18 protein-coding genes and 1 tRNA gene are annotated in these 19,422 nt (G+C 68.9%); 13 read left to right on the top strand and 6 right to left on the bottom strand.

Going from position 1 to position 19,422, the window contains the following annotated elements; translation table 11 throughout:
* Positions 1-5 precede the first annotated feature (5 nt).
* Positions 6-926: an ROK family protein gene (locus ASF08_RS00975; protein WP_056140142.1), complete on the top strand. Its 921-nt coding sequence runs from the start codon at positions 6-8 to the stop codon at positions 924-926.
* 69 nt (positions 927-995) lie between these two features.
* On the top strand, positions 996-2,273 hold the full coding sequence (locus tag ASF08_RS00980; protein ID WP_056140145.1) for an aminotransferase: 1,278 nt from the start codon (positions 996-998) through the stop codon (positions 2,271-2,273).
* A gap of 286 nt (positions 2,274-2,559) precedes the next feature.
* Here ASF08_RS00980 and ASF08_RS00985 read toward each other — a convergent pair whose 3' ends face one another.
* The gene (locus tag ASF08_RS00985; protein WP_056140793.1) at positions 2,560-3,078 is read right to left on the bottom strand and encodes a GcrA family cell cycle regulator; all 519 of its coding nucleotides are present in this window, start codon (positions 3,076-3,078) and stop codon (positions 2,560-2,562) included.
* Between the two features lie 384 nt (positions 3,079-3,462).
* On the opposite strand from ASF08_RS00985, the gene ASF08_RS00990 reads away from it, so the two are divergent.
* The 4 genes from ASF08_RS00990 to ASF08_RS01005 all read left to right on the top strand — a co-directional run bounded on the left by ASF08_RS00990 (position 3,463) and on the right by ASF08_RS01005 (position 7,650).
* A complete protein-coding gene (locus ASF08_RS00990) occupies positions 3,463-4,542 on the top strand; it encodes an ABC transporter ATP-binding protein (protein WP_200931809.1) in 1,080 nt (359 codons plus the stop codon).
* 125 nt (positions 4,543-4,667) lie between these two features.
* On the top strand, positions 4,668-5,696 hold the full coding sequence (locus ASF08_RS00995; RefSeq protein WP_056140148.1) for an extracellular solute-binding protein: 1,029 nt from the start codon (positions 4,668-4,670) through the stop codon (positions 5,694-5,696).
* A gap of 11 nt (positions 5,697-5,707) precedes the next feature.
* Complete coding sequence (locus tag ASF08_RS01000) at positions 5,708-7,429, top strand: ABC transporter permease (RefSeq protein ID WP_443136795.1); 1,722 nt, start codon at positions 5,708-5,710, stop codon at positions 7,427-7,429.
* A gap of 146 nt (positions 7,430-7,575) precedes the next feature.
* Positions 7,576-7,650, top strand: a tRNA-Val gene (locus ASF08_RS01005).
* Positions 7,651-7,655: 5 nt separating this feature from the next.
* On the opposite strand, the gene gph is transcribed toward ASF08_RS01005, so the two are convergent.
* A complete protein-coding gene (gene gph / locus ASF08_RS01010; protein ID WP_056140151.1) occupies positions 7,656-8,345 on the bottom strand; it encodes a phosphoglycolate phosphatase in 690 nt (229 codons plus the stop codon).
* A 363-nt stretch (positions 8,346-8,708) separates the two neighbouring features.
* Between gph and ASF08_RS01015 the strand changes: the two genes are divergently transcribed.
* The 4 genes from ASF08_RS01015 to ASF08_RS01030 all read left to right on the top strand — a co-directional run bounded on the left by ASF08_RS01015 (position 8,709) and on the right by ASF08_RS01030 (position 11,982).
* On the top strand, positions 8,709-9,176 hold the full coding sequence (locus tag ASF08_RS01015) for a hypothetical protein (RefSeq protein ID WP_056140801.1): 468 nt from the start codon (positions 8,709-8,711) through the stop codon (positions 9,174-9,176).
* Between the two features lie 148 nt (positions 9,177-9,324).
* Positions 9,325-10,035: a ribose-5-phosphate isomerase RpiA gene (gene rpiA / locus ASF08_RS01020; protein ID WP_056140158.1), complete on the top strand. Its 711-nt coding sequence runs from the start codon at positions 9,325-9,327 to the stop codon at positions 10,033-10,035.
* Between the two features lie 56 nt (positions 10,036-10,091).
* A complete protein-coding gene (locus ASF08_RS01025; protein ID WP_056140161.1) occupies positions 10,092-10,676 on the top strand; it encodes a DUF2059 domain-containing protein in 585 nt (194 codons plus the stop codon).
* Positions 10,677-10,698: 22 nt separating this feature from the next.
* Complete coding sequence (locus tag ASF08_RS01030; protein ID WP_056140164.1) at positions 10,699-11,982, top strand: O-antigen ligase family protein; 1,284 nt, start codon at positions 10,699-10,701, stop codon at positions 11,980-11,982.
* On the opposite strand, the gene ASF08_RS01035 is transcribed toward ASF08_RS01030, so the two are convergent.
* Together ASF08_RS01035 and ASF08_RS01040 are read right to left on the bottom strand one after the other, a co-directional pair.
* Positions 11,931-13,304 carry a PleD family two-component system response regulator gene (locus tag ASF08_RS01035; RefSeq protein WP_018045230.1) on the bottom strand — a complete coding sequence of 458 codons (1,374 nt, stop codon included), beginning with the start codon at positions 13,302-13,304 and terminating at the stop codon, positions 11,931-11,933. The two genes, ASF08_RS01030 and ASF08_RS01035, sit on opposite strands and share 52 nt — an antisense overlap.
* A 57-nt stretch (positions 13,305-13,361) precedes the next feature.
* Positions 13,362-13,739, bottom strand: a complete 378-nt coding sequence (locus ASF08_RS01040) for a response regulator (protein ID WP_018045229.1) — start codon at positions 13,737-13,739, stop codon at positions 13,362-13,364.
* Positions 13,740-13,815: 76 nt separating this feature from the next.
* Between ASF08_RS01040 and ASF08_RS01045 the strand changes: the two genes are divergently transcribed.
* Complete coding sequence (locus tag ASF08_RS01045; protein ID WP_018045228.1) at positions 13,816-14,121, top strand: DUF3572 domain-containing protein; 306 nt, start codon at positions 13,816-13,818, stop codon at positions 14,119-14,121.
* Between the two features lie 90 nt (positions 14,122-14,211).
* On the opposite strand, the gene ASF08_RS01050 is transcribed toward ASF08_RS01045, so the two are convergent.
* Positions 14,212-15,072 (bottom strand): cell envelope integrity EipB family protein, encoded by an 861-nt coding sequence (locus tag ASF08_RS01050; RefSeq protein WP_147829858.1) that lies wholly within the window; start codon positions 15,070-15,072, stop codon positions 14,212-14,214.
* A 52-nt stretch (positions 15,073-15,124) separates the two neighbouring features.
* Positions 15,125-15,892, bottom strand: coding sequence for an alpha/beta fold hydrolase (locus ASF08_RS01055; RefSeq protein ID WP_244474415.1), 768 nt, complete (start codon positions 15,890-15,892; stop codon positions 15,125-15,127).
* A 111-nt stretch (positions 15,893-16,003) separates the two neighbouring features.
* Here ASF08_RS01055 and ASF08_RS01060 point away from each other — a divergent pair, with 111 nt between their 5' ends.
* Together ASF08_RS01060 and ASF08_RS01065 are read left to right on the top strand one after the other, a co-directional pair.
* Entirely contained in the window at positions 16,004-17,197 is a 1,194-nt protein-coding gene (locus tag ASF08_RS01060; protein ID WP_056140170.1) for an MFS transporter, read from the top strand.
* Positions 17,198-17,223: 26 nt separating this feature from the next.
* Complete coding sequence (locus ASF08_RS01065; protein ID WP_056140178.1) at positions 17,224-19,401, top strand: primosomal protein N'; 2,178 nt, start codon at positions 17,224-17,226, stop codon at positions 19,399-19,401.
* The last annotated feature ends 21 nt before the right edge of the window (positions 19,402-19,422 follow it).

A 19,422-nucleotide genomic window follows, 5' to 3' on the forward strand; every position in this document is an offset into this window, starting at 1 on the left:
GCATCGTGGATCCTGCGCGCCTGCGCATTGGGATAGACCTCGGCGGCACCAAGATCGCCGGCATCGCCCTCGATGCCGGCGGAGCCGTGCGCGCCGAGGCGAGGATCCCGACCCCGCGAAACGATTACGACGCTACCCTCGACGCGATCGTGGCGCTGGTCCGGCGCCTGGAGCGGGACGCCGGAGGCGTCGGCAGCGTCGGTATCGGCATGCCGGGGGCCATCACCCCCGGTAGCGGCCTCGTGAAGAACGCCAACTCGGTCTGGCTGAACGGCAGGCCCTTCGTCATCGATATCGAGGCACGGCTCGGCCGACCGGTCCGGGCGGAGAACGATGCCAATTGCCTTGCGGTCTCCGAGGCGGTGGATGGCGCGGGCGCCGGGGCACGGGTCGTCTGGGCGATCATCCTCGGGACCGGCGTCGGCTCCGGCATCGCCATCGACGGGGTGGCCCTATCGGGTGCCAACCGCATTGCCGGTGAATGGGGCCACAACCCGCTTCCCGCGCCGCGCGACGACGAACGGCCCGGCCCGTCCTGCTATTGCGGGCGGCAAGGCTGTATCGAGACCTGGCTTTCTGGCCCCGGCCTCGCCGCCGATCATGCCCGCCGTGTCGGTGCTCCGGCGGTGACCGGTGAGGCGGTGATCGCCGCTGCGCGCGCCGGTGATGCCATCGCATCCGGGAGCATCACCCGCTATCGGGAGCGTCTCGCCCGCAGCATCGCCGGCGTCATCAACATCCTCGACCCCGACATGGTGGTCCTCGGCGGAGGCTTGTCGACGGTGCCGGAACTGACCGCCGATCTCGACGCGCTTCTTCTTCCGCACGTCTTCTCGGATGAGTGCAGAACACCGATCCGGGTGAGCCACCACGGCGACGCATCCGGTGTGCGGGGTGCAGCCTGGTTATGGGGCATCCCCGCCTGAGCCTCTCCCCATCGCGCCCCGCAGCCGGTATGGACGGGGACAATCACACAACGACGTGAGCGTATTCCCATGACGAGTCTGGCTTCCCTCGATCCCGCCGCCCGCGACGCGCTTCACGCGAAGACCCGCGAGGCCTACGAGGCTTTCAAGAGTCGCGGCCTCAAGCTCGACATGACCCGTGGCAAGCCGGCGCCGGAGCAGCTCGACCTGTCCAGCGCGATGATGTCGTTGCCCGGCAACGGCGATCATTTCGCCGAGGCGGGTGACGATGCGCGCAATTATGGCGGCCTCCAGGGTCTGCCCGAGGCGCGTGCCCTCTTCGCGCCAATGGTGCAGGCGCCGCCGGCCCAGATCGTCATCGGCGACAATTCGAGCCTCGCGCTCATGCACGATTGTATCGCCTGGGCCCTGCTGAAGGGCGTGCCCGGCTCGGTGAAGCCCTGGTCGAAGGAGGAGGAGCCGGTCTTCCTCTGTCCCGTTCCCGGCTACGACCGCCACTTCGCCATCTGCGAGGCCCTGGGCATCCGCATGCTGCCCGTCCCCATGACCGGCCAGGGGCCGGACATGGACGTCGTCGAGAAACTGGCCGCCGATCCGGCCGTGAAGGGCATGTGGTGCGTGCCGAAATACGCCAATCCGAGCGGCGAGACCTATTCCGACGAGACTGTCCGGCGCCTCGCTTCCATGGAGACCGGCGCCCCCGACTTCCGCCTGTTCTGGGACAACGCCTACACCGTCCACCACCTCACCGCGACGCGCCACCCCCTCGCCGACATCCTCGCCCTCTGCGAAGAGGCTGGCCATCCCGACCGGCCCTTCATCTTCGCCTCGACCTCCAAGGTGACCCTGGCGGGAGCGGGCATCGCCATGTTCGCTTCCTCCCCGGAGAACGTACGCTGGTTCCTCGGCCGCTCTTTCTTCCGCACCATCGGGCCGGACAAGCTCAACCAGCTGCGCCACGTCCGCTTCCTGAAGGACATGGCCGGCATCGAGGCGCATATGGAGAAGCAGCGCGCGCTCATCGCGCCGAAATTCCAGGCCGTCCTCGATGCTCTGGAGGCCCGCCTCGGCGGAACCGGCGCGGCGACCTGGACGACGCCCGAAGGTGGCTACTTCATCACCGTCGATACGGTGGACGGTGCGGCGCAGCGGACCGTGGCTTTGGCCAAGGAGGCCGGCATCGCTCTGACGCCCGCCGGCGCGACCTCTCCTTACGGACGCGACCCGCATGACCGCACCCTGCGTCTTGCGCCGACCTTCCCCACGCTCTCGGACGTTAAGGCGGCGGCGGAGGGAATCGCCCTCTGCATCCTCCTCGCCGGACTCGAGACCGAGAAGGCGGCCTGACGCAGGCCGCCACTTGCGGCGCATCCCTCCGCACCGCGCCCGGGCGGGGGGAGCTGCCCGGGACGCGCATCGAAGCATCTGCCTAAGGCGGGGAATTCACCGGGGCCGCCCCATCCCGCTCATTCGTCGCAGATATGACAGGCCGTGACCCTCCACCCCATATTGGCGGACGGTCTGAACGTTCGTGGGATCGGGTGGTGAAGGGGGCTCTCCCGGCCTGCGACAGGGCCGGAGACGTAACCGCCCCGAGGCGGCGGCGACAAGGAAGCCGAGACCCCCTATGGCCTCAGCGGAAGCCGCCGACCCTGCGGTCGCGCTTGCGCTCGGCGGCGGGCTGATACGCGATCTCGGCGTGGTGGGTGCAATAGGGCAGGCCGGTGATCGAGCGGTCGCCGCAATAGTGGAATTCCGGCGATGTCGGATCGCCTAGCGGCCAGCGGCACATGGACTCGCGCAGATCCATGATGGTCACACGCTTGGACACGGCGAGCGGCATGCTCTGGGCGGCGACCACCGCATTCGTCTCGGGAAACAGCAGGCTCGGCGCGGCGACGGGCTCGGCCGCGAGTTCCACGACGTTGTCGGCTTCGGCTTCGCGGATTGCCGGCTTCTTACGGCCGTTGCCGGGCGAATCCGCCGCTTTCACGCGGCCCGACAGACCCAGCCGGTGGACCTTGCCGATGACGGCGTTGCGGGTGACGCCACCGAGCTGCGCGGCGATCTGGCTCGCGCTCAGTCCCTCGTCCCAGAGGCGCCGCAGTACCTCGACACGCTCATCCGTCCAGCCAGCACCGGTATCCGTCATCGCCCCCTCCGACATCCGCTCGATTCCCCCGACCGACACGGGACGATCCCTGCGACACCTCGCATGGCCACTCCGTCCGTTGCCATACGGATGGTGGTCGCGCAGGGCACCCTTACGACGACGACCGGAACCGTACAGGACGCCTCGACACGGATGCAAGAGCACCCGGAAGGAGGGGGGGACTTTCCACCGGCAAACCGTCGGGGGCGTCCCGCGCGCACTGCGAAAGAGCCGGCCGGGACGCGGCTCCTCCGTGACGGCGAAGGCGTAATCCCTCGTCCACCCCCGGCCGCGCCGCCCGCTGGCCAAGCTTCCCCTTGACCTGCGGCGGGATCGGGCGAGAAGCGCGTATTTCAGCACGAGCCGAGTAGCGAGAGGCAGGTCATGGCCGCGACCGATCCGACCGAGGGACGCCGCCCAGGCGAGGTGCCGCCGCGCCTCGAGACGCGCGGGCTCAGCGTCGAGTTCGGCCGCAAACACGCCCTCGACGACGTGTCCCTCGCGGTCCGGGCTGGAGAAGTCATCGCGCTTCTCGGTGATTCCGGTTGCGGCAAGAGCACCCTGTTGCGAGCGGTGGCGGGCCTCGAACAGCCGAGCGGCGGGCTGGTCCTGCTCGATGGTCAAGCGATGAGCGCTCGGGTGCCGCCGGAGGAGCGCGGCGTCGGCCTGATGTTCCAGGATTACGCCCTGTTCCCCCATCTCACCGTCCTGCAGAACGTCCGCTTCGGTCTTCACCGGCTGCGCGCCGATGAAGCCGATGCCGTCGCGAAGGCGCGGCTTGAGCTGGTCGGCCTCGCCGACCGGGCCGCGAGCTATCCCGGCTCGCTCTCGGGCGGGGAGAGCCAGCGCGTGGCACTCGCCCGTGCCCTGGCGCCGGGGCCGCGCGTGCTGCTTCTCGACGAGCCATTTTCGAATCTCGACCGGCGCAACCGCGACAGGGTGCGGGCCGATACGCTCTCGGTCCTGCGCGTCACCGGCGCCACCGCGCTCCTGGTGACACACGATCCGGAGGAGGCCTTGCTAGTGAGCGACCGCATCGTCCTGATGCGGGGCGGGCGCATCGTCCAGATCGGCACCGGCGCGGATCTCTATCGCCGCCCCGTCTCGTGGTTCGCCGCGAATTTCTTCGGCGATCTCATCGCTTTCCCCACGCGCTGCATCGACGGCGCTGCGGTGACGCCTTTCGGCGCGTTTCCGGCGCCGGGGATCGAGGACGGTGCGCCGGTCACCGCCTGCGTCAGGCCCGAGGCGATCGGGCTGGGGCACGCAGAATCCGGTCATCCGGCGCGGGTGATCCGGCGGCGTTTCCTCGGGCCCGTCGTGGAGTTGACCCTGGCGGCGGATGGATTTCCCGAACCGTTCCGACTCACGGTCTCCCAAGAGACATCGGCGGGGGAGGGCGATCGTGTGGGCCTGACCGTTGCGAAGGGAGCGGGGCTGGTTTTTGCCGCCGGACTGGATTAACCGAGCCTTGCTGTTCGTGCCCGGTAATATCCAGAAGTATAGTTTTTAACGATGATAAACTGAGGACATAAGTCTTGCTTTTCTCTCGAAGATGCGGCCCAGAACCGGTCATTGAGAGAAGAGGGATGGACGTCATGGTCGGTTGGGTCTCGAAATGTCTGATCGGCGGTGCGACCGCCTTCGCCTGGATCGCCGGAGCGACCGCCGCCGAGGTCAACATCTACACCACCCGTGAGCCTGGCCTGATCAAGCCTCTGCTCGATGCCTACACCGCCAAGAGCGGCGTCACCGTCAACACCGTCTTCGTCGAGAAGGGCCTTGCCGAGCGTGTGGCCTCAGAGGGCGAGCGGTCCAAGGCCGACGTGCTGATGACCGTCGATATCGGCAATCTCATCGAGCTCGTGGATCGCGGCCTCGCCCAGCCGGTTCGCACGGAGACCCTGGAAGCCGCCGTTCCGGCGCCCCTGCGCGATGCCGGCGGCCTCTGGTACGCCCTCTCCATGCGCGCCCGCGTCGCCTATGCCGACAAGGACCTCGCGGAGAAGGCCCTGACCTACGAGGATCTCGCCGACCCGAAATGGAAGGGCAAGCTCTGCCTGCGTTCGGGCCAGCACCCCTACAACACCGCGCTCATCGCCCATTACATCGTCAAGCACGGGCCGGATAAGGCGAAGGAATGGCTGACCGGCGTGAAGGCCAACCTCGCGCGCAAGCCGGCCGGCGGCGACCGTGACGTAGCCCGCGACATCCTGGCCGGAACCTGCGCCGTCGGTCTCGGCAACTCCTACTATGTCGGGCTGATGCGCTCGGGCAAGGGTGGCCCGGACCAGCAGAAATGGGGCGACGGGATTAAGGTCGTGCTGCCGGTCTTCACCAGCGGCGGCACTCATGTGAATGTCTCCGGTGCGGTTGTCGCCAAGAGCGCGCCGAACCGCGACGAGGCGGTCAAGCTTCTCGAATACCTCGTCTCCGACGAAGGCCAGGGCCTCTATGCGAAGGCCAATTTCGAGTATCCGGTGAAGGCGGGTGCGCCGATCGACCCCCAGCTCACGGCGCTCGGCCCATTGACCATCGATACCGTGCCGCTCGCCGAGATCGCCCGTAACCGCAAGGCGGCGAGCCTGCTGGTGGATACGGTGGGCTTCGACAACTGAAGCCCCGGCCGATGTCGGCCGCCGTCGAACTGGCCCGATCGCAGCCCGCGATCGGCTCCGAGGCCGCTCCGAGTGCGGCGCCGCGCTTGCGCATCGCCCCCATGGCCTGGGCGGCGGGAGCCCTCGCGCTCGCCGCCCTGATCCTCAGCCCGGTGGCGTCCCTGGCGCTCACCGCGGCGGGAGGGTCGAGCGAGGTCTGGCCGCATCTCCTGGCGCATGTCCTGCCTCAGGCGACGATCACCACGGCACTGCTCCTGGGCGGCGTCGGGCTCCTCGTCGTCATGCTCGGGGTCGGCTCGGCCTGGCTCGTCTCGGCCTATGAGTTCCGAGGCCGCCGCTTCCTGGAAATCGGGCTGCTGCTGCCCCTGGCGGTGCCGACCTACATCGTCGCCTTCGCCTATCTCGACCTGCTCCATCCCATCGGCCCGGTCCAGAGCACCCTGCGCGAGCTTCTCGGCGTGGCACGGCCGAAGGATCTGCTGCTGCCGGAGGTCCGGTCCCTGCCGGGCTGCATCCTGCTCCTCGGCTTCGTGCTCTACCCTTACGTCTATCTGCCGACGCGGGCGCTTTTCGTGATGCAGGCGGGCACTCTCATCGAGGCGGCGCGCATCCTCGGGCGTTCGCCGACGGCGGTCTTCGTCCACGTCGCCCTGCCGTTGGCGCGCCCCGCCATCGCCCTCGGCACCAGTCTCGCCCTGATGGAGACGCTCAACGATATCGGCGCCGCCGAATTCCTGGGCGTGCGGACACTGACGGTGCAGGTCTACGCCACCTGGATCAACCGGTCCGACCTGCCCGGCGCGGCGCAGATCGCCCTGGTCATGCTGGCGATGGTGCTCCTGTTGCTGGCGGCCGAGCGCTGGGGCCGGCGCGGGCGCGGCTATGCCGGCACGGCCCAGCGCCAGCGCGGCATGGCCCGCCATCGCCTGTCCGGTGCTTCCGCCGCGGCCGCCTTGTGCCTCGGCCTCTTCCCCATCGCCATCGGCTTCCTGATCCCGGCGGCCTATCTCGTCCATTCCGCCATCGCCCGCGTCACCCGGCTCGGATTTCCCCGAGGCGTCATCGCCGAGGCGGGAAACACTCTGCTCTATGCCGGCCTCGCTACTCTGCTCGCGGCAGCCTGCGGGTTCCTCGCCGCCGCCGGCCCCCGCCTCGTCGCGCGGCGCTTCGGGCAGGGGCTGATCCGCATCGCCGCCCTCGGCTACGCGCTCCCCGGGGCGATCCTGGCGATCGGGCTGCTCGGCCCGCTGGCGCTCGCCGATGCCTCCCTGTCCCGCATCACGACGGCGCTGTTCGGCGTCGCTCCGGCGCTCATCGGCGTCGGTGCGGGTGGCGCTCTCGTCATCGCCTATCTTGTGCGCTTCCTCGCGGTCGGTGTCGGAGCCTGCGAAGCAGGCCTGGCGAAGGTGCCGAGCTCCCTCGGGGAAGCCGGGCGCATGCTCGGCCGGGGCCCCGTCGGCACGCTGATGCGCGTGCACCTGCCGATGACATGGCCGGCCGTGCTCAGCGGCGCGCTCCTCGTCTTCGTCGACTGCGTCAAGGAACTGCCGGCGACCTTGCTCCTGCGCCCGCTCAACGTGGAGACCCTGGCGACACACCTCTACGGGGAGGCGGTGCGGGGCACCTACGAGGACGGCGCGGTCGCCGCCCTGCTCATCGTGGTCGTCGGCCTGATCCCGGTGGCGTTGCTCATGCGCCTGGGCTCGGCGGACAACGCCCCGAGGGGCGGATAACGTCCCGGACCGCATCCCGTCGGAGGGGGGCGAGGACCGTCTCCGGTGGCGAGCTGCCGACCCCCCCCCTCTGATGCCGGCTTAGCGAGAAGGCGACAGAGGCCCTTGACGGGCGCGTGGGCCTCGCCCTAGAAGGCCCTCGGTCCGGGTGCGTAGCTCAGCGGGAGAGCATTCGCTTCACACGCGAAGGGTCACAGGTTCGATCCCTGTCGCGCCCACCATTCCCTCAAGCCGCAGCGATAGCCGGCACAAGGGCATCCACCGCCCCCACCAACTCATCGAAATGCTGGATCACCCGCGTGGGGCCGAGTTGCTCCACCGGCAGGTCGGTATAGCCGAACGGCACGGCGATGACCGGAATCCCCGCCGCCTTGGCCGCGTCGATATCCGCGCGTGAATCTCCCACCATGACGGCGCGCGAGACGTCGCCCTTGGCCTGCTCGACGGTCAGAGTGATATGGGCCGGGTTCGGCTTGTAGACCGGGAAGGTGTCGCGGCCGCAGATGGCGGCGAAGCGTCCGGCGACGCCGAGCTCCTGCAGAAGCTGCTTGGCATGGGCCTCGACCTTGTTGGTGCAGACCGCCAGCAGGAAGCCACGTGCGCTCAGCGTATCGAGCGCCGCCTCGACACCGGGGAACAGGTAGGAATGCTCGCTGAGATGCCGGCCGTAATGGTCGAGGAAATCGACGAAGAGCGTCTGCAGGCGGGCGTCGTCGATGGGTTCGCCTGCGGCCTCGAAGCCGCGCTGGATCAGTGCTTTCGCCCCGGCGCCGATCATGTCGCGGGCCCGGTCGAGGGGGAGAGTCGGCAGTCCGTCGCGGGCGAGGATCGCGTTGAGGGTCCCGACGAGATCGCCCGCGGTCTCGGCGAGGGTTCCGTCGAGGTCGAACACGACGATGGGCGGCAGGCTTGGCATGGGGACTCTCAAGGTTGGTGGAGTGGCGACGGGTGATCTCGGGCTGGATGATGGCGTGACGGTGGGCGGGCGCACGGACGCCGCAGGCCGAGAAAAATCCGATGCACACGCAAAGGCTTAACGCACAGGTCGGGCTGCTTTCCGTGCCACGATGCTGTAGAATCCGGCCATGATGCGATCAAGGCCGCCGCGAGCGGGTCACGGTTGCGCCGCAAGGCCGCTGTAGGGAGGCGGCCGCGAGATTTCCCTGCAAGATTCATCTGTCTGCATCAGGACATGAAGGCGACCATGCGTTCGACACTGCCGACCGACCGTGCGTTCATATCCGCCGTTCCAGCCGCCTCCACCCATTCGTGGCGAGCCATGGGATGCCGGGCAGGGATCGCGCTGGCCCTTCTCGCCTCTACGGCCGCGGGTGCCCGCGCCGCCTCCTTCGAATTCGTCCCCGCGCCGCAGATCGACCTCAACCGGGTCTACCGCGTCGACAAGGTCACGGGCGAGGTCACGTCCTGCCAGTACGGGCTGCGCGAAGGCGCTGTAGGCAGTGTCGGCCTCACCGTCTGCTACGGCTCCGGCGAGGGCGCCAGCGCCCAGGCCCCGTCCGAATACGGCCTCGTTGCCTCCCGCCACACCCGCGAGGCCGGGGTGTTCCGCGTGAACTACCGCACCGGCGAGATGAGCATCTGCTACGTCCAGCTTCAGAAGGAGGCGGTGGTGTGTACGGCCCAGGCGAACCCGGCCGCCAGCGGTCCCGAGGAAGCCGTGGCCACGGGACAGGCGCCCGGCCGCGCCGGGCCGAGTGCCACGCCGCCCCAGAACACCCGCCCCTGACGGCGATCGGCGCGCATGTTCGGCGACAGCCGCGTTGGACGGCGTTGCCAGCCGTGCTAGGGCCACCGGACTTTCAGCGGCCCAGCCCGTAGCCCGAGAGCCCGCCCATGCATCTCGCCCCCTCCCTCCCGATCAACGGGGCTTCCTCGTGAGCGGTCCCGACCTGCGTCGCGCCGCCGCCGACCGCGCCCTCGATCTCGTCGAGGACGGAATGCGGCTCGGCATCGGGACCGGCAGCACCGCCAACGTGTTCGTGGAGTTGCTCGGCGCGCGGGTGCGTGACGGGCTCAGGGTCACGGGCGTCCCGACTTCGGAGGCGACGCGCATCGCCGCCGAGCGCGTCGGCATCCCCCTGGCCACGCTCGAAGACCTGCCCGAACTCGACCTCACCATCGACGGTGCCGACGAGATCGATGCACGGATGCGCTTGGTGAAAGGCGGCGGCGGTGCGCTCCTGCGCGAGAAGATCGTGGCTTTCGCCAGCCGCCGCATGGTGGTGATCGCCGACGCGGCGAAATCGGTGACGACCCTCGGCGCGTTTCCGCTGCCGGTGGAGGTCAATCCGTTCGGGCTCGGCGCCACCCGCATCGCCGTGGCCCAGGCCATCGAGAGCGCCGGTTGCGCGGGCGACCTCGTCCTGCGTGCCGGCCCCGGCGGCACGCCCTTCGTGACCGATGGCGGCCATCTCATCCTCGACGCCCATCTGAAGGCCATCGCCGATCCCGAACGCCTGTCCGCCGCGCTCTGGGCGGTGCCCGGCGTGGTCGAGCACGGTCTGTTCCTCGGCCTCGCCACCGGCGCTGTCCTGGCGGAGGCCCGTGACGGGCAGGCGCACGTCACCTGTCTCGGCGCGGTCTGACGCGCCTCCACCCTCCTTCGATATCCTGATCGACACGCCTTTCCGGAGCGTTCGCCATGTCCCGCCGCCTCTCTTCCGTCCTGACCGGCTCCATTCTCGCCGCACTGCTCGCCGCCTCGGTTCCGACGATCGTGCACGCCCAGGCGCAGAAGCCTACCGCGCCGGCCAAGCCCGGCGCCAAGCCCGCCGCGCCGTCGACGCCCGCCGCCCAGCAGCCGACCTACACGCCGAACCATCTGGCGCTGGCGCGTGAGGTCACCCTCAGCTCCGGTATCGCCCGATCGTTCGATTCGATTCTTCCGGCCTTCGGCCAGCAGATCAAGCAGGCGGCCATCACCCGTCCGGACTTGACCAAGGACCTCGATGAGGTTCTCACCTCTCTGGCGCCGGAGATGGAACTGCAGAAGCAGATGATGATCGAGACGGCCGCCAAGATCTACGCGAGCCGCCTGTCCGAGGCCGAGCTCACCGAGATCGTCGCCTTCTTCCATTCGGCAGCGGGCAAGCGCTACGTCGAGACCCAGCCGCAGGTGCTCGACGAGATCGTCCAGGCCATGCAGAACTGGACCCAGGGCGTGTCCGAATACATGATGGTCCGCGTGCGTGCCGAGATGGGTAAGCGCGGCCACGAACTCCAGTAATCGCCCGGTCCGCCCGTCTCCGATGTTCGCTCTCCCACCTCGATCGGAGACGGTCGCGCTTCTGCGCACCGCCGGTGCCGTCACGCTCGCCATCCTTCCGGTGGCGATGGCGCTCGCCAACCGGTCGAGCCCGACCGTCGTCGGCCTCGCCGCGTTGTTCTTCCTCGTCGCGGGGCTGATCGAGGATGCGCGCGCTACGACGCGGTTCGTGGCGAGGCCCCTCGCCACGCCGATCGGTCTTGCCGCCCTCGGCTTCGTCGTCTGGTCGCTGGCCAGCATCGCCTGGAGTCCGGCGCAGGATCTGTCCTGGCGCAACATCCAGGAATTCCTGCCGACAATCGCGGGGGCCTATCTCCTCGCCCGCCTCGCGCCCGGGAACATGCCGGCCTTCACGCCCCGGCTCGCCGCCTGGTCCATCGCGCTCGCCGGCCTGTACATCGTCGTGGCCCTGGCCGCCCACCTTCCTCTCCATCGGGCGATGGGCTCGCGGGTGGCGCTGTTCGTCTTCAACCGTCCCGCCCTGACGATCCTGCCCGTGATGGGGCCCCTGGCCTATCTCCTCCACCGGCGCGGGCAGGGAATCGCGGCACTCCTCGTGCTCGTGATCGGTACCGGCGCGATCCTGCGATCGATCAGCGGCGCCGCCGCCCTGGGGCTCGCAGCCGGCGCCGTCACGGCCCTCATCGCCGTCCTGACCCCGCGGCGGGTCGGGCTCGCCATTGTGGGGGCCATGCTGGGCCTCGCCCTCGTCCTTGCACCGGTGGAGGGGGATATCCTCCAGAAAGTGATGCCCGATGCGGTCCACGAACGGCTCGTGCAGAGCAGTTCGCGGGCACGGGTGGCCATCGCCCGCAGCTTCGGCGCGGCCGTGGCCCTCGATCCCTGGAGGGGTGCGGGTTTCGGGACCTCCGCGCGGTTCATCGAGACGCCTGTCGCCGCACGGATCGAGCCGGGACTGCGGCCGATGCTCGCGGTGGGCCACCCGCACAACATCTTCCTGCAGATCTGGGCCGAGCTCGGCATCGTCGGCGCCGGCCTTGCCAGCGCGATCCTGATGATGATGCTGGCGCTCATCGCCCGCATGCCCCGCGGCGAAGGCGTGGTGGCGCTCGGCCTCGTGGGCTCCTGCACGGCGGTGGCCTTCGTGGAGCACGGCGCCTGGCAGGGCTGGTGGATCGCGGCCCTCGGCGCCGCCGTCGCCTGGACACGCGAGGCCGGGATGGAACCCTACCGCTGCGACCGCTCGGATCGATCTCAGGCCGCTTCGGCTTCCACCCGGTTGCGGCCGGAGGATTTGGCGCGGTAGAGGGCGAGATCGGCACGTTTAAGCATATCCGCCGGGCCCTTGTCGTCGACATGGCGGCACGCCACCCCGATGGAGACGGTGACGTGGATCTCCCGCGTCTCCTGGTCGATCAGGAACGGGACGGCTTCGATGCGCTCGCGGATACGCTCGGCGATGACATGGGCGGCCTCCGGTTCCGCGTCGGGCAGGATGATGACGACCTCTTCGCCGCCATAGCGGGCGACGATGTCGACGACGCGGGTATGAAGGCGGATACGGTCGGCGAAGGCGCGGAGCACCTCGTCGCCCGCCTCGTGACCGTAGGTGTCGTTGATGGACTTGAACCGATCGATATCGAGCATCAGCATCGATACGGCACGGTGGCGCAAGGCGGCGTCGTCGAACAGCACCGCGAGATGGCTGTCGAGGTAGCGTCTATTGTGGAGCCCTGTGAGCCCGTCGGTGACGGCCATCTCCATCGAGGCCTGGACGGCGCCGCGCAGGGTGTCCGAGAAACGGCTGCGCCGCACCTGGGTGCGCACGCGGGCCACGAGTTCGTTCCGGTCCACCGGGCGCATGAGATAGTCGTGCACGCCGAATTCGAGGCCGCGGATCACCCGTGCCTTGTCGTTCTCCTCCGCGATCATCATCACCGGCATGGTGCGGGTACGGTCGAGGGACAGGACCTGGCTGCAGAGGCGCAGGCCGTCGAACCCCTGGAGGTCGAGGCTGACGAGAGTCAGTTCGAAATCCCCCTCGGTGGCGAGGACCATCGCGTCGTGCGGGTCCGCCACGACCGTGACCCGATGGTGCTGGTTCAAGGCCGCCGAAAGCCGCTCCGCCGAGTTCTTCCGGTCCTCGACCAGCAGGATCGACGCGTTCTGGCCGTCCCCGGCGGCGGCGAGGGCCAGGGGATCGCCGATGCCGAACTCCCGCGAGGCCAGCGCCCTGTCGCGAAGCTCATCGGTGACCGCCTTCAGCCGGACGAGGTTGCGCACCCGCGCGAACAGGGCGGTGTCGTCGATCGGTTTCGTCAGGAAGTCGTCGGCCCCCGCGTCGAGGCCGCGCAGCCGGTCCGACGGCTGATCGAGGGCCGTCACCATCACGACGGGGAGATGGGCAGTGGTCGGGTTGCGCTTGAGGCGCCGGCACACCTCGAAACCGTCCATGCCGGGCATCATCACGTCGAGCAGAACGAGGTCGCACAGGCCCTTCTCGCAGATCGAGATGGCATCCGGCCCGTTCATGGCCGCCAGAACGTCGAAATACTCGAGGGACAGCTTCGTCTCGAGCAGCTTCACGTTCGGAAAGAGATCATCGACGATCAAGATGCGGGCCGACATCGTTCCTCGCGGATTCTAACGGGTTCGACGGGGCGACCCTGTGGACGGTGGCCCTCATCAACGGGCTCCGTCGCCGAGGTAGAGGCGGACGGTGGCGAGAAACTTCGCCACGGAGATCGGTTTCGAGAGATAGGCCTCGCAGCCGCCTTCACGGATGCGCTCCTCGTCGCCCTTCATGGCGAAGGCCGTGATGGCGATGACGGGGATATGCTTGAGGTCGTCGTCTTCCTTCAGCCATTTGGTGACTTCGAGGCCGGAGACCTCGGGAAGCTGGATGTCCATCAGGATCAAGTCGGGCCTGTGGGCGCGGGCGAGTTCGATCGCCTCGATCCCGTTGGCCGTCTTGAGCGTCGCATAGCCGTGCCCCTCCAACAAATCGTTGAAGAGCTTCATGTTGAGTTCGTTGTCCTCGACGATGAGCACGGTCTTCGGCATGGCTCATTGTTCCCGGCAGGCTGGCGGCGCATTCTGGAAGGACCGACGTCCCGCTCGATGAGAACCTAAGGGATACATGTTGACGAAACGCAAATCCGACCGTCCCGAAGAATCCGCCGAGCACCTCGCCATCTCGGTGCTCGGATGGCTCGCGGAGGACGGCGACAGGCTGCTGCCCTTCATGGCCTCTTCCGGTCTGACACCCGACACGTTACGGGAAAGCGCCACCGATCCGGCCTTCCTCTCTGCGGTCCTCGACCATCTCATGGGCGACGAGGCGGTTCTGATCGCCTGCGCCACGGCCCTCGACGTGAAGCCCGAACAAATCGCCGCGGCGTGGCGCCGTCTCGGGCCGGCCGATCCGGATGCCGAGTTCGGGTGAGGACGAAGCTCGGCAACGTAAGGGTGTCCTCCGGGCCCTGCGAGCCGCCCCCGGCGACCGCCCTTCACGGGCTTTGAAAGGCGCCGGGTCTCACGGCTTGCACTCGGCCTCAGTTTTTGCGTCGGCCTTGTGGAGGTCGAGACGGCTGAGGTCGCCGGCGATGGTGAAGTCGCCGTAATTGAGGCTGAGCCCGCCGCTGACGCCGTTCTCGTAGAGGAGGAAGGTGAGGGTGTAGACCGGGGTGCGCTCACCCTGTCCGGGGGTGAAGTAGCTCAGGGTCACCGGCCAGCGCCGCATCGCCGCCATTTCCCCGTCCCGCAAGGGCTTGTCCCTGTCGGCACCGCCATCCTTAGCAGGCTCTTCGGCGGTGATCGGTTTGCCGATCACCGCGAGCGTGTCGAAGATCTTGCGGCCGTCGTCCGACCCGTCGAACACCCTGGCCGACATCGTCGTCTCGCCGGCCTGTGCCGCCTCGATCATGCGGCGCATGTGGAGAGTCGGGAACAGCACGGAGCCGTTCTCGGTGTACTGGTCGCGCTTGGGCTCCTTCAGCTTCACCTTCAGGGCGTCCGCGCCGCTCTCTGCCGTGCCATCCACCGAGGTCGATGCGCTGCCGTTGAGCACCGTGTTGGTCTTGAAGCGGAAACTGTGCCCGTCGCCGCCCTCGAAGGTGGTGTTGCGCAGATCGGAGAGGCGCTTGCCGGTCTCGCCGCTATCGAGTTCCGTCACCTGCCGGGTCTGCATCGTGTAGCCCTTGCAGGCATCTCCGCTGAAATCGAGGACGATGCGTCCCCGTGCGCTCTCGACCGCCCGTGCCCCCCGGCTTTCGGCCAGAGACAGATCGTAGACCGCGCGGTGGCCGGCCAATCGCATCGGCGCCGCCTCGGCGATGGCCGTAGAGGCGGCGATGGCGCCGAAGGCGATGGCGAGGGTGGAGCTTGGCAACCGCATGAGGTCTCCCGATGGACGCGCCGGTCGAAGCGAGAGGCGTGCCGATGCGCCGTCACAGATAGGGGGGCGATGCCGAAGCGGCAACGGCGGCGGTTTGCGTCGCCTCCTCGATGCCGGGAGCGTCTCGGAACCGCCCGTGCCGGATGAAGCGTAGCGAAGCGGTGATCGCGGCGCGGTTCAGGATCATCAGGTCGTGGGTGGTGTGGAGGGTGAGGTGATCGCTCATGCCGGAGACCCGCGTCCGCGCCACGCTCACGCGCCCGTCATTGGGGCGGGGCAGGATCAGGAAGGATTCGATCAGCCAGACCGAGCGGTCCGCCGCGATGACCCCCAGGGGAAAATCGATTTCGCCGAGGAGCGTGGTGAGGGCCTCCGAGCGGTGGGTGGTGAGTTGTGCGCCCGCCGGTCCGAAGAACAGCCGGTATGGCCTCATCCGATGCAGAAAGTCAGCCACTTCGCTGCCGCCGTTCGGCGGTCCCAGCATCACCACGCGGCCGAGATTGGCCGGGCGATACCGGGTGATGATCCCCCGCGCCACGAGCCCGCCCATGGAATGGGTAACGAAATGAAGGCGGCGGAGGCCGGACGCGAACGCCGTCACCTGGGGTGCCGCACCCTCGACGATCGTCTGGATCGTGGCCTTTCGCCCGGGGTAATCGAGATTGAGAGTGCGGTATCCCTCGGCGCGAAAGGCGCGCTCCATCCTCCCGAGGGAGGCCGAGCGCCGCGCGATGCCGTGAAGCAGTACGATGCCCTCGGCACCGTCCGTCTTCCTCGCGTCCGCGCTCCTGCCTTTGAGGTCGACTGGCGAAGCCGTCATCGGGTTGCTCCCCGCAGCACTGCGCCCGACACTCTCCGGGGCGGCGGTCGAGGTAGTGCCGGCGGTCGCCATGACGCAAGCGAGGAAACGCACGATGCCGGCCACACTCGCGTGAGCGACCGTACCGACGACCGTCGGCCGCTGGCCCGCCATCTCGCCCTCTTCGTTGCGCTCTATGCTGGATACGGAGCGCTCTCGCCATTCCTGCCGCTATTCCTCGAGCGGCGTGGGCTGCCGGCGCACGAGATCGCCTGGCTCATCGCCCTCGCGATCCTGGTGCGGATGGTGGCGGGACCGCTCGCCGGGTGGATCGCCGACCGGTGGGGCATCGTCCGCCCGGTCCTGGCCGGTGCGGCCGCGCTCGCCGGACTTGCCGCTTTCGGGCACCTCGCGGTGACGGGATTCGCGAACCTGCTCGCCGTCGGCCTTGCCTATGCCGTCCTCACCGCCCCCCTGGCGCCGTTCAGCGACGCCCTCGCCATGGCCGCCTCGCAAAACGGTCGGCGCTTCGTCTACGGCTGGGTGAGGGGCGTTGGCTCGGCCGCCTTCATCCTCGCGACGAGCGTGGTCGGCTGGCTGGTGCCTGGGCTCGGGATTGAGGCCGCGATCCTGATCGGGGGCGGTCTCTTTGTCGCCGCCGGTCTCGCTGCGAATGGACTTGGGACGGGCAGACCGCCGGAGGTGGCGGCCAGACCAAGGCCGCGGCTGGGCGTCTCGGAGGTGCTGGCGAACCGGCGCTTCCGTCGCGTCGTGCTGGCGGCCTCCCTGGTCATGGGCGCGCATGCCATGCACGATGCCTTCGCGATGATCCTGTGGAGCCGGAATTCCATCCCGGCCGGGATCGCTGGCCTGCTCTGGTCGGAGGCGGTGGCGGCGGAGATCCTCGTCTTCCTCCTTGCCGGGCCGTGGATCCTGAGGCGGCTGGATCCGGGCCGGGCGATCGGGCTGGCAGCCGTCGCCGGGGCATTGCGATGGGGGATCAGTGCCGAGACCGTGGCACTTCCGGCGCTCGTTGCGATCCAGTGCTTGCACGGGCTCACCTTCGCGCTCCTGCATCTCGCCTGCCTGAAGGAGATCGAACGCTGCGTGCCGCCGGATCTCACCGCCACCGCGCTGACGCTCTACGGTCCCCTCGGCCTCGGCCTGTCATCAGCTTTGTTCACGCTTGCGTCCGGTCCGCTCTTCGCCGCTTACGGAGCGTCGGGCTTCTGGGGCATGAGCGGGGTCAGTCTCGCGGCCCTTCCGGTGGCGATCGGTCTGGGGCGCGGCGAGCGTTCGCGATCCGGCGAGAGAGTACGTACATAGAACATGGTTCCCGTGCAGAAGAGCCCATGCCCAGCGTCGCCGATATCCTGATCCCGCTCGCGCTCGACAACGCCTACAGCTACGCCGTGCCCGCCGGGCTGGTCCTGTCGCCGGGCGATGTCGTGCAGGTTCCGCTCGGGCCGCGTGAGACGGTGGGGGTGGTCTGGCAGGTGGCGGAGAGCCCCGGCGGCTCGAACCTGCGGCAGGTGACGGGCCGGGTCGAGGCGCCCCCTCTTTCCGATCCGTTGCGCGAACTCGTCGACTGGCTCGCTCGCTACACCCTGGCCCCGAAGGGCTCGGCACTGGCCATGGCCCTGCGCCTGCCCGACGAGGCGGCGCGCGGCGAGACCTCGCGGATCGGCGTGCGCGGTTCGGGCAAGCCGCCCGCCCGGCCGACGCCGGCGCGGATGAAGGTCCTGGCGGTCACCGCCGATGGGACGATGCGCGGCAAGAGCGCGCTCGCCAAGGAGGCGGGCGTCTCGCTCAGCGTGGTCGATGGCCTCATCGATGACGGCGCCCTGGAGGCCGTGGCCCTGGCGCCGGAGCCGGTGGCGCTCCCGCCTGACCCGGACCACGAGCGCGTCCCCCTGTCGGAGGCGCAAGACCAGGCAGCCCGTGAACTCATCGGCCTCGCCTTTCCCGCGTCGGAGGATGCGAAGGCGCCCACAATCCTCCTCGAAGGCGTCACCGGCTCCGGGAAGACCGAGGTCTATTTCGAAGCCGTGGCCGAAGCCGTCCGGCACGGGCATCAGGCACTCATCCTGATGCCGGAGATCGCGCTCACGGCGCAGTTCCTCGACCGGTTCGCCGAGCGCTTCGGTGTCCGCCCGGCGACCTGGCATTCCGGCATCGGCTCGAAACGCCGCGAGCGCCTGCGCGCCGGTGTGGCGGCGGGCGAGGTCGCGGTCGTGGTCGGTGCCCGCTCGGCCCTGTTCCTGCCGTTCAGCGATCTCGGCCTCGTCGTGGTCGATGAGGAGCACGAGGCTGCCTACAAGCAGGAGGACGGGGTCCATTACCACGCCCGCGACATGGCGGTGGTGCGCGGCCGTCTCGAGAACTGCCCGGTGGTCCTTGCCTCGGCGACCCCCTCCATCGAGACCAAGGTCAATGCCGAGAAGGGGCGCTACGCCCATATCGTCCTGCCCGAGCGGTTCGGCGGGCGGCGGCTACCGGACATCCATGCCATCGACATGCGCCTCGACAAGCCGGAGAAGGGCCGCTTCCTCGCCCCGCCCCTGGTCAACGCCGTGCGCGCCACCATCGAGGCCGGCGATCAGGCGCTGCTGTTCCTCAACCGCCGTGGCTATGCACCGCTCACCCTGTGCCGGGCCTGCGGCCACCGCTACCAGTGCCGCAACTGCTCGACTTGGCTGGTGGAGCATCGCTTCCGCCGGGCGCTGGTCTGCCACCAATGCGGCTATGCCGAGCGCCGGCCCGACGCCTGCACCGAATGCGGCACGTTCGACAACCTGACCCCCTGCGGTCCGGGGGTGGAGCGCATCGCCGAGGAGGTGGCCGAGCTGTTTCCCGACAAGCGCGTGATCGTCCTCTCCTCCGACTTTCCCGGCGGGGCCGAGCGCCTGCGCGCAGAGTTGCAGAGCGTGGCGGATGGGGAATGCGACATCGTCATCGGTACCCAGCTCGTCGCCAAGGGCCACAACTTCCCGCATCTGACCCTGGTCGGCGTGCTCGACGCCGATATCGGCCTGACCTCCGGCGATCCGCGTGCGGCCGAGCGGACCTTCCAGCTGCTCCAGCAGGTGACGGGCCGTGCCGGGCGTGGCGACAAGCTGGGCCGCGCCCTGGTCCAGACCTACCAGCCGGATCATCCGGTGATCGCGGCTCTGCTTTCGGGCGATGCCACCCGGTTCTACGAGGAGGAGATCGCCTCGCGCGAGGCCGCCGGCCTGCCGCCGTTCGGGCGGCTCGCCGCCCTCATCGTGTCGGCAAACGAGCGCGAGGTGGCGGAAGCGCATGGACAGGCCCTGGCGCGGGCCGCCGAACCGCCGGAGGGCATCATGGTGCTTGGGCCGGCCGAGGCCCCTCTCGCTCTGATCCGAGGACGCTACCGGTTCCGGCTGCTGGTGAAGACTGAGCGGGCCGTCGATCTCCAGGCCTATCTGCGCGACTGGCTCGGGCGCGGGCCGAAGGTTCGCGGCAACGTGAAGGTCGCCATCGACGTGGACCCCCAGAGTTTCCTATAAGTCTGGTCCGACGTTCGCATG

Origin of the sequence: Methylobacterium sp. Leaf85, assembly GCF_001422125.1 — a bacterium.
In the GTDB taxonomy this organism is placed as follows: domain Bacteria; phylum Pseudomonadota; class Alphaproteobacteria; order Rhizobiales; family Beijerinckiaceae; genus Methylobacterium; species Methylobacterium bullatum.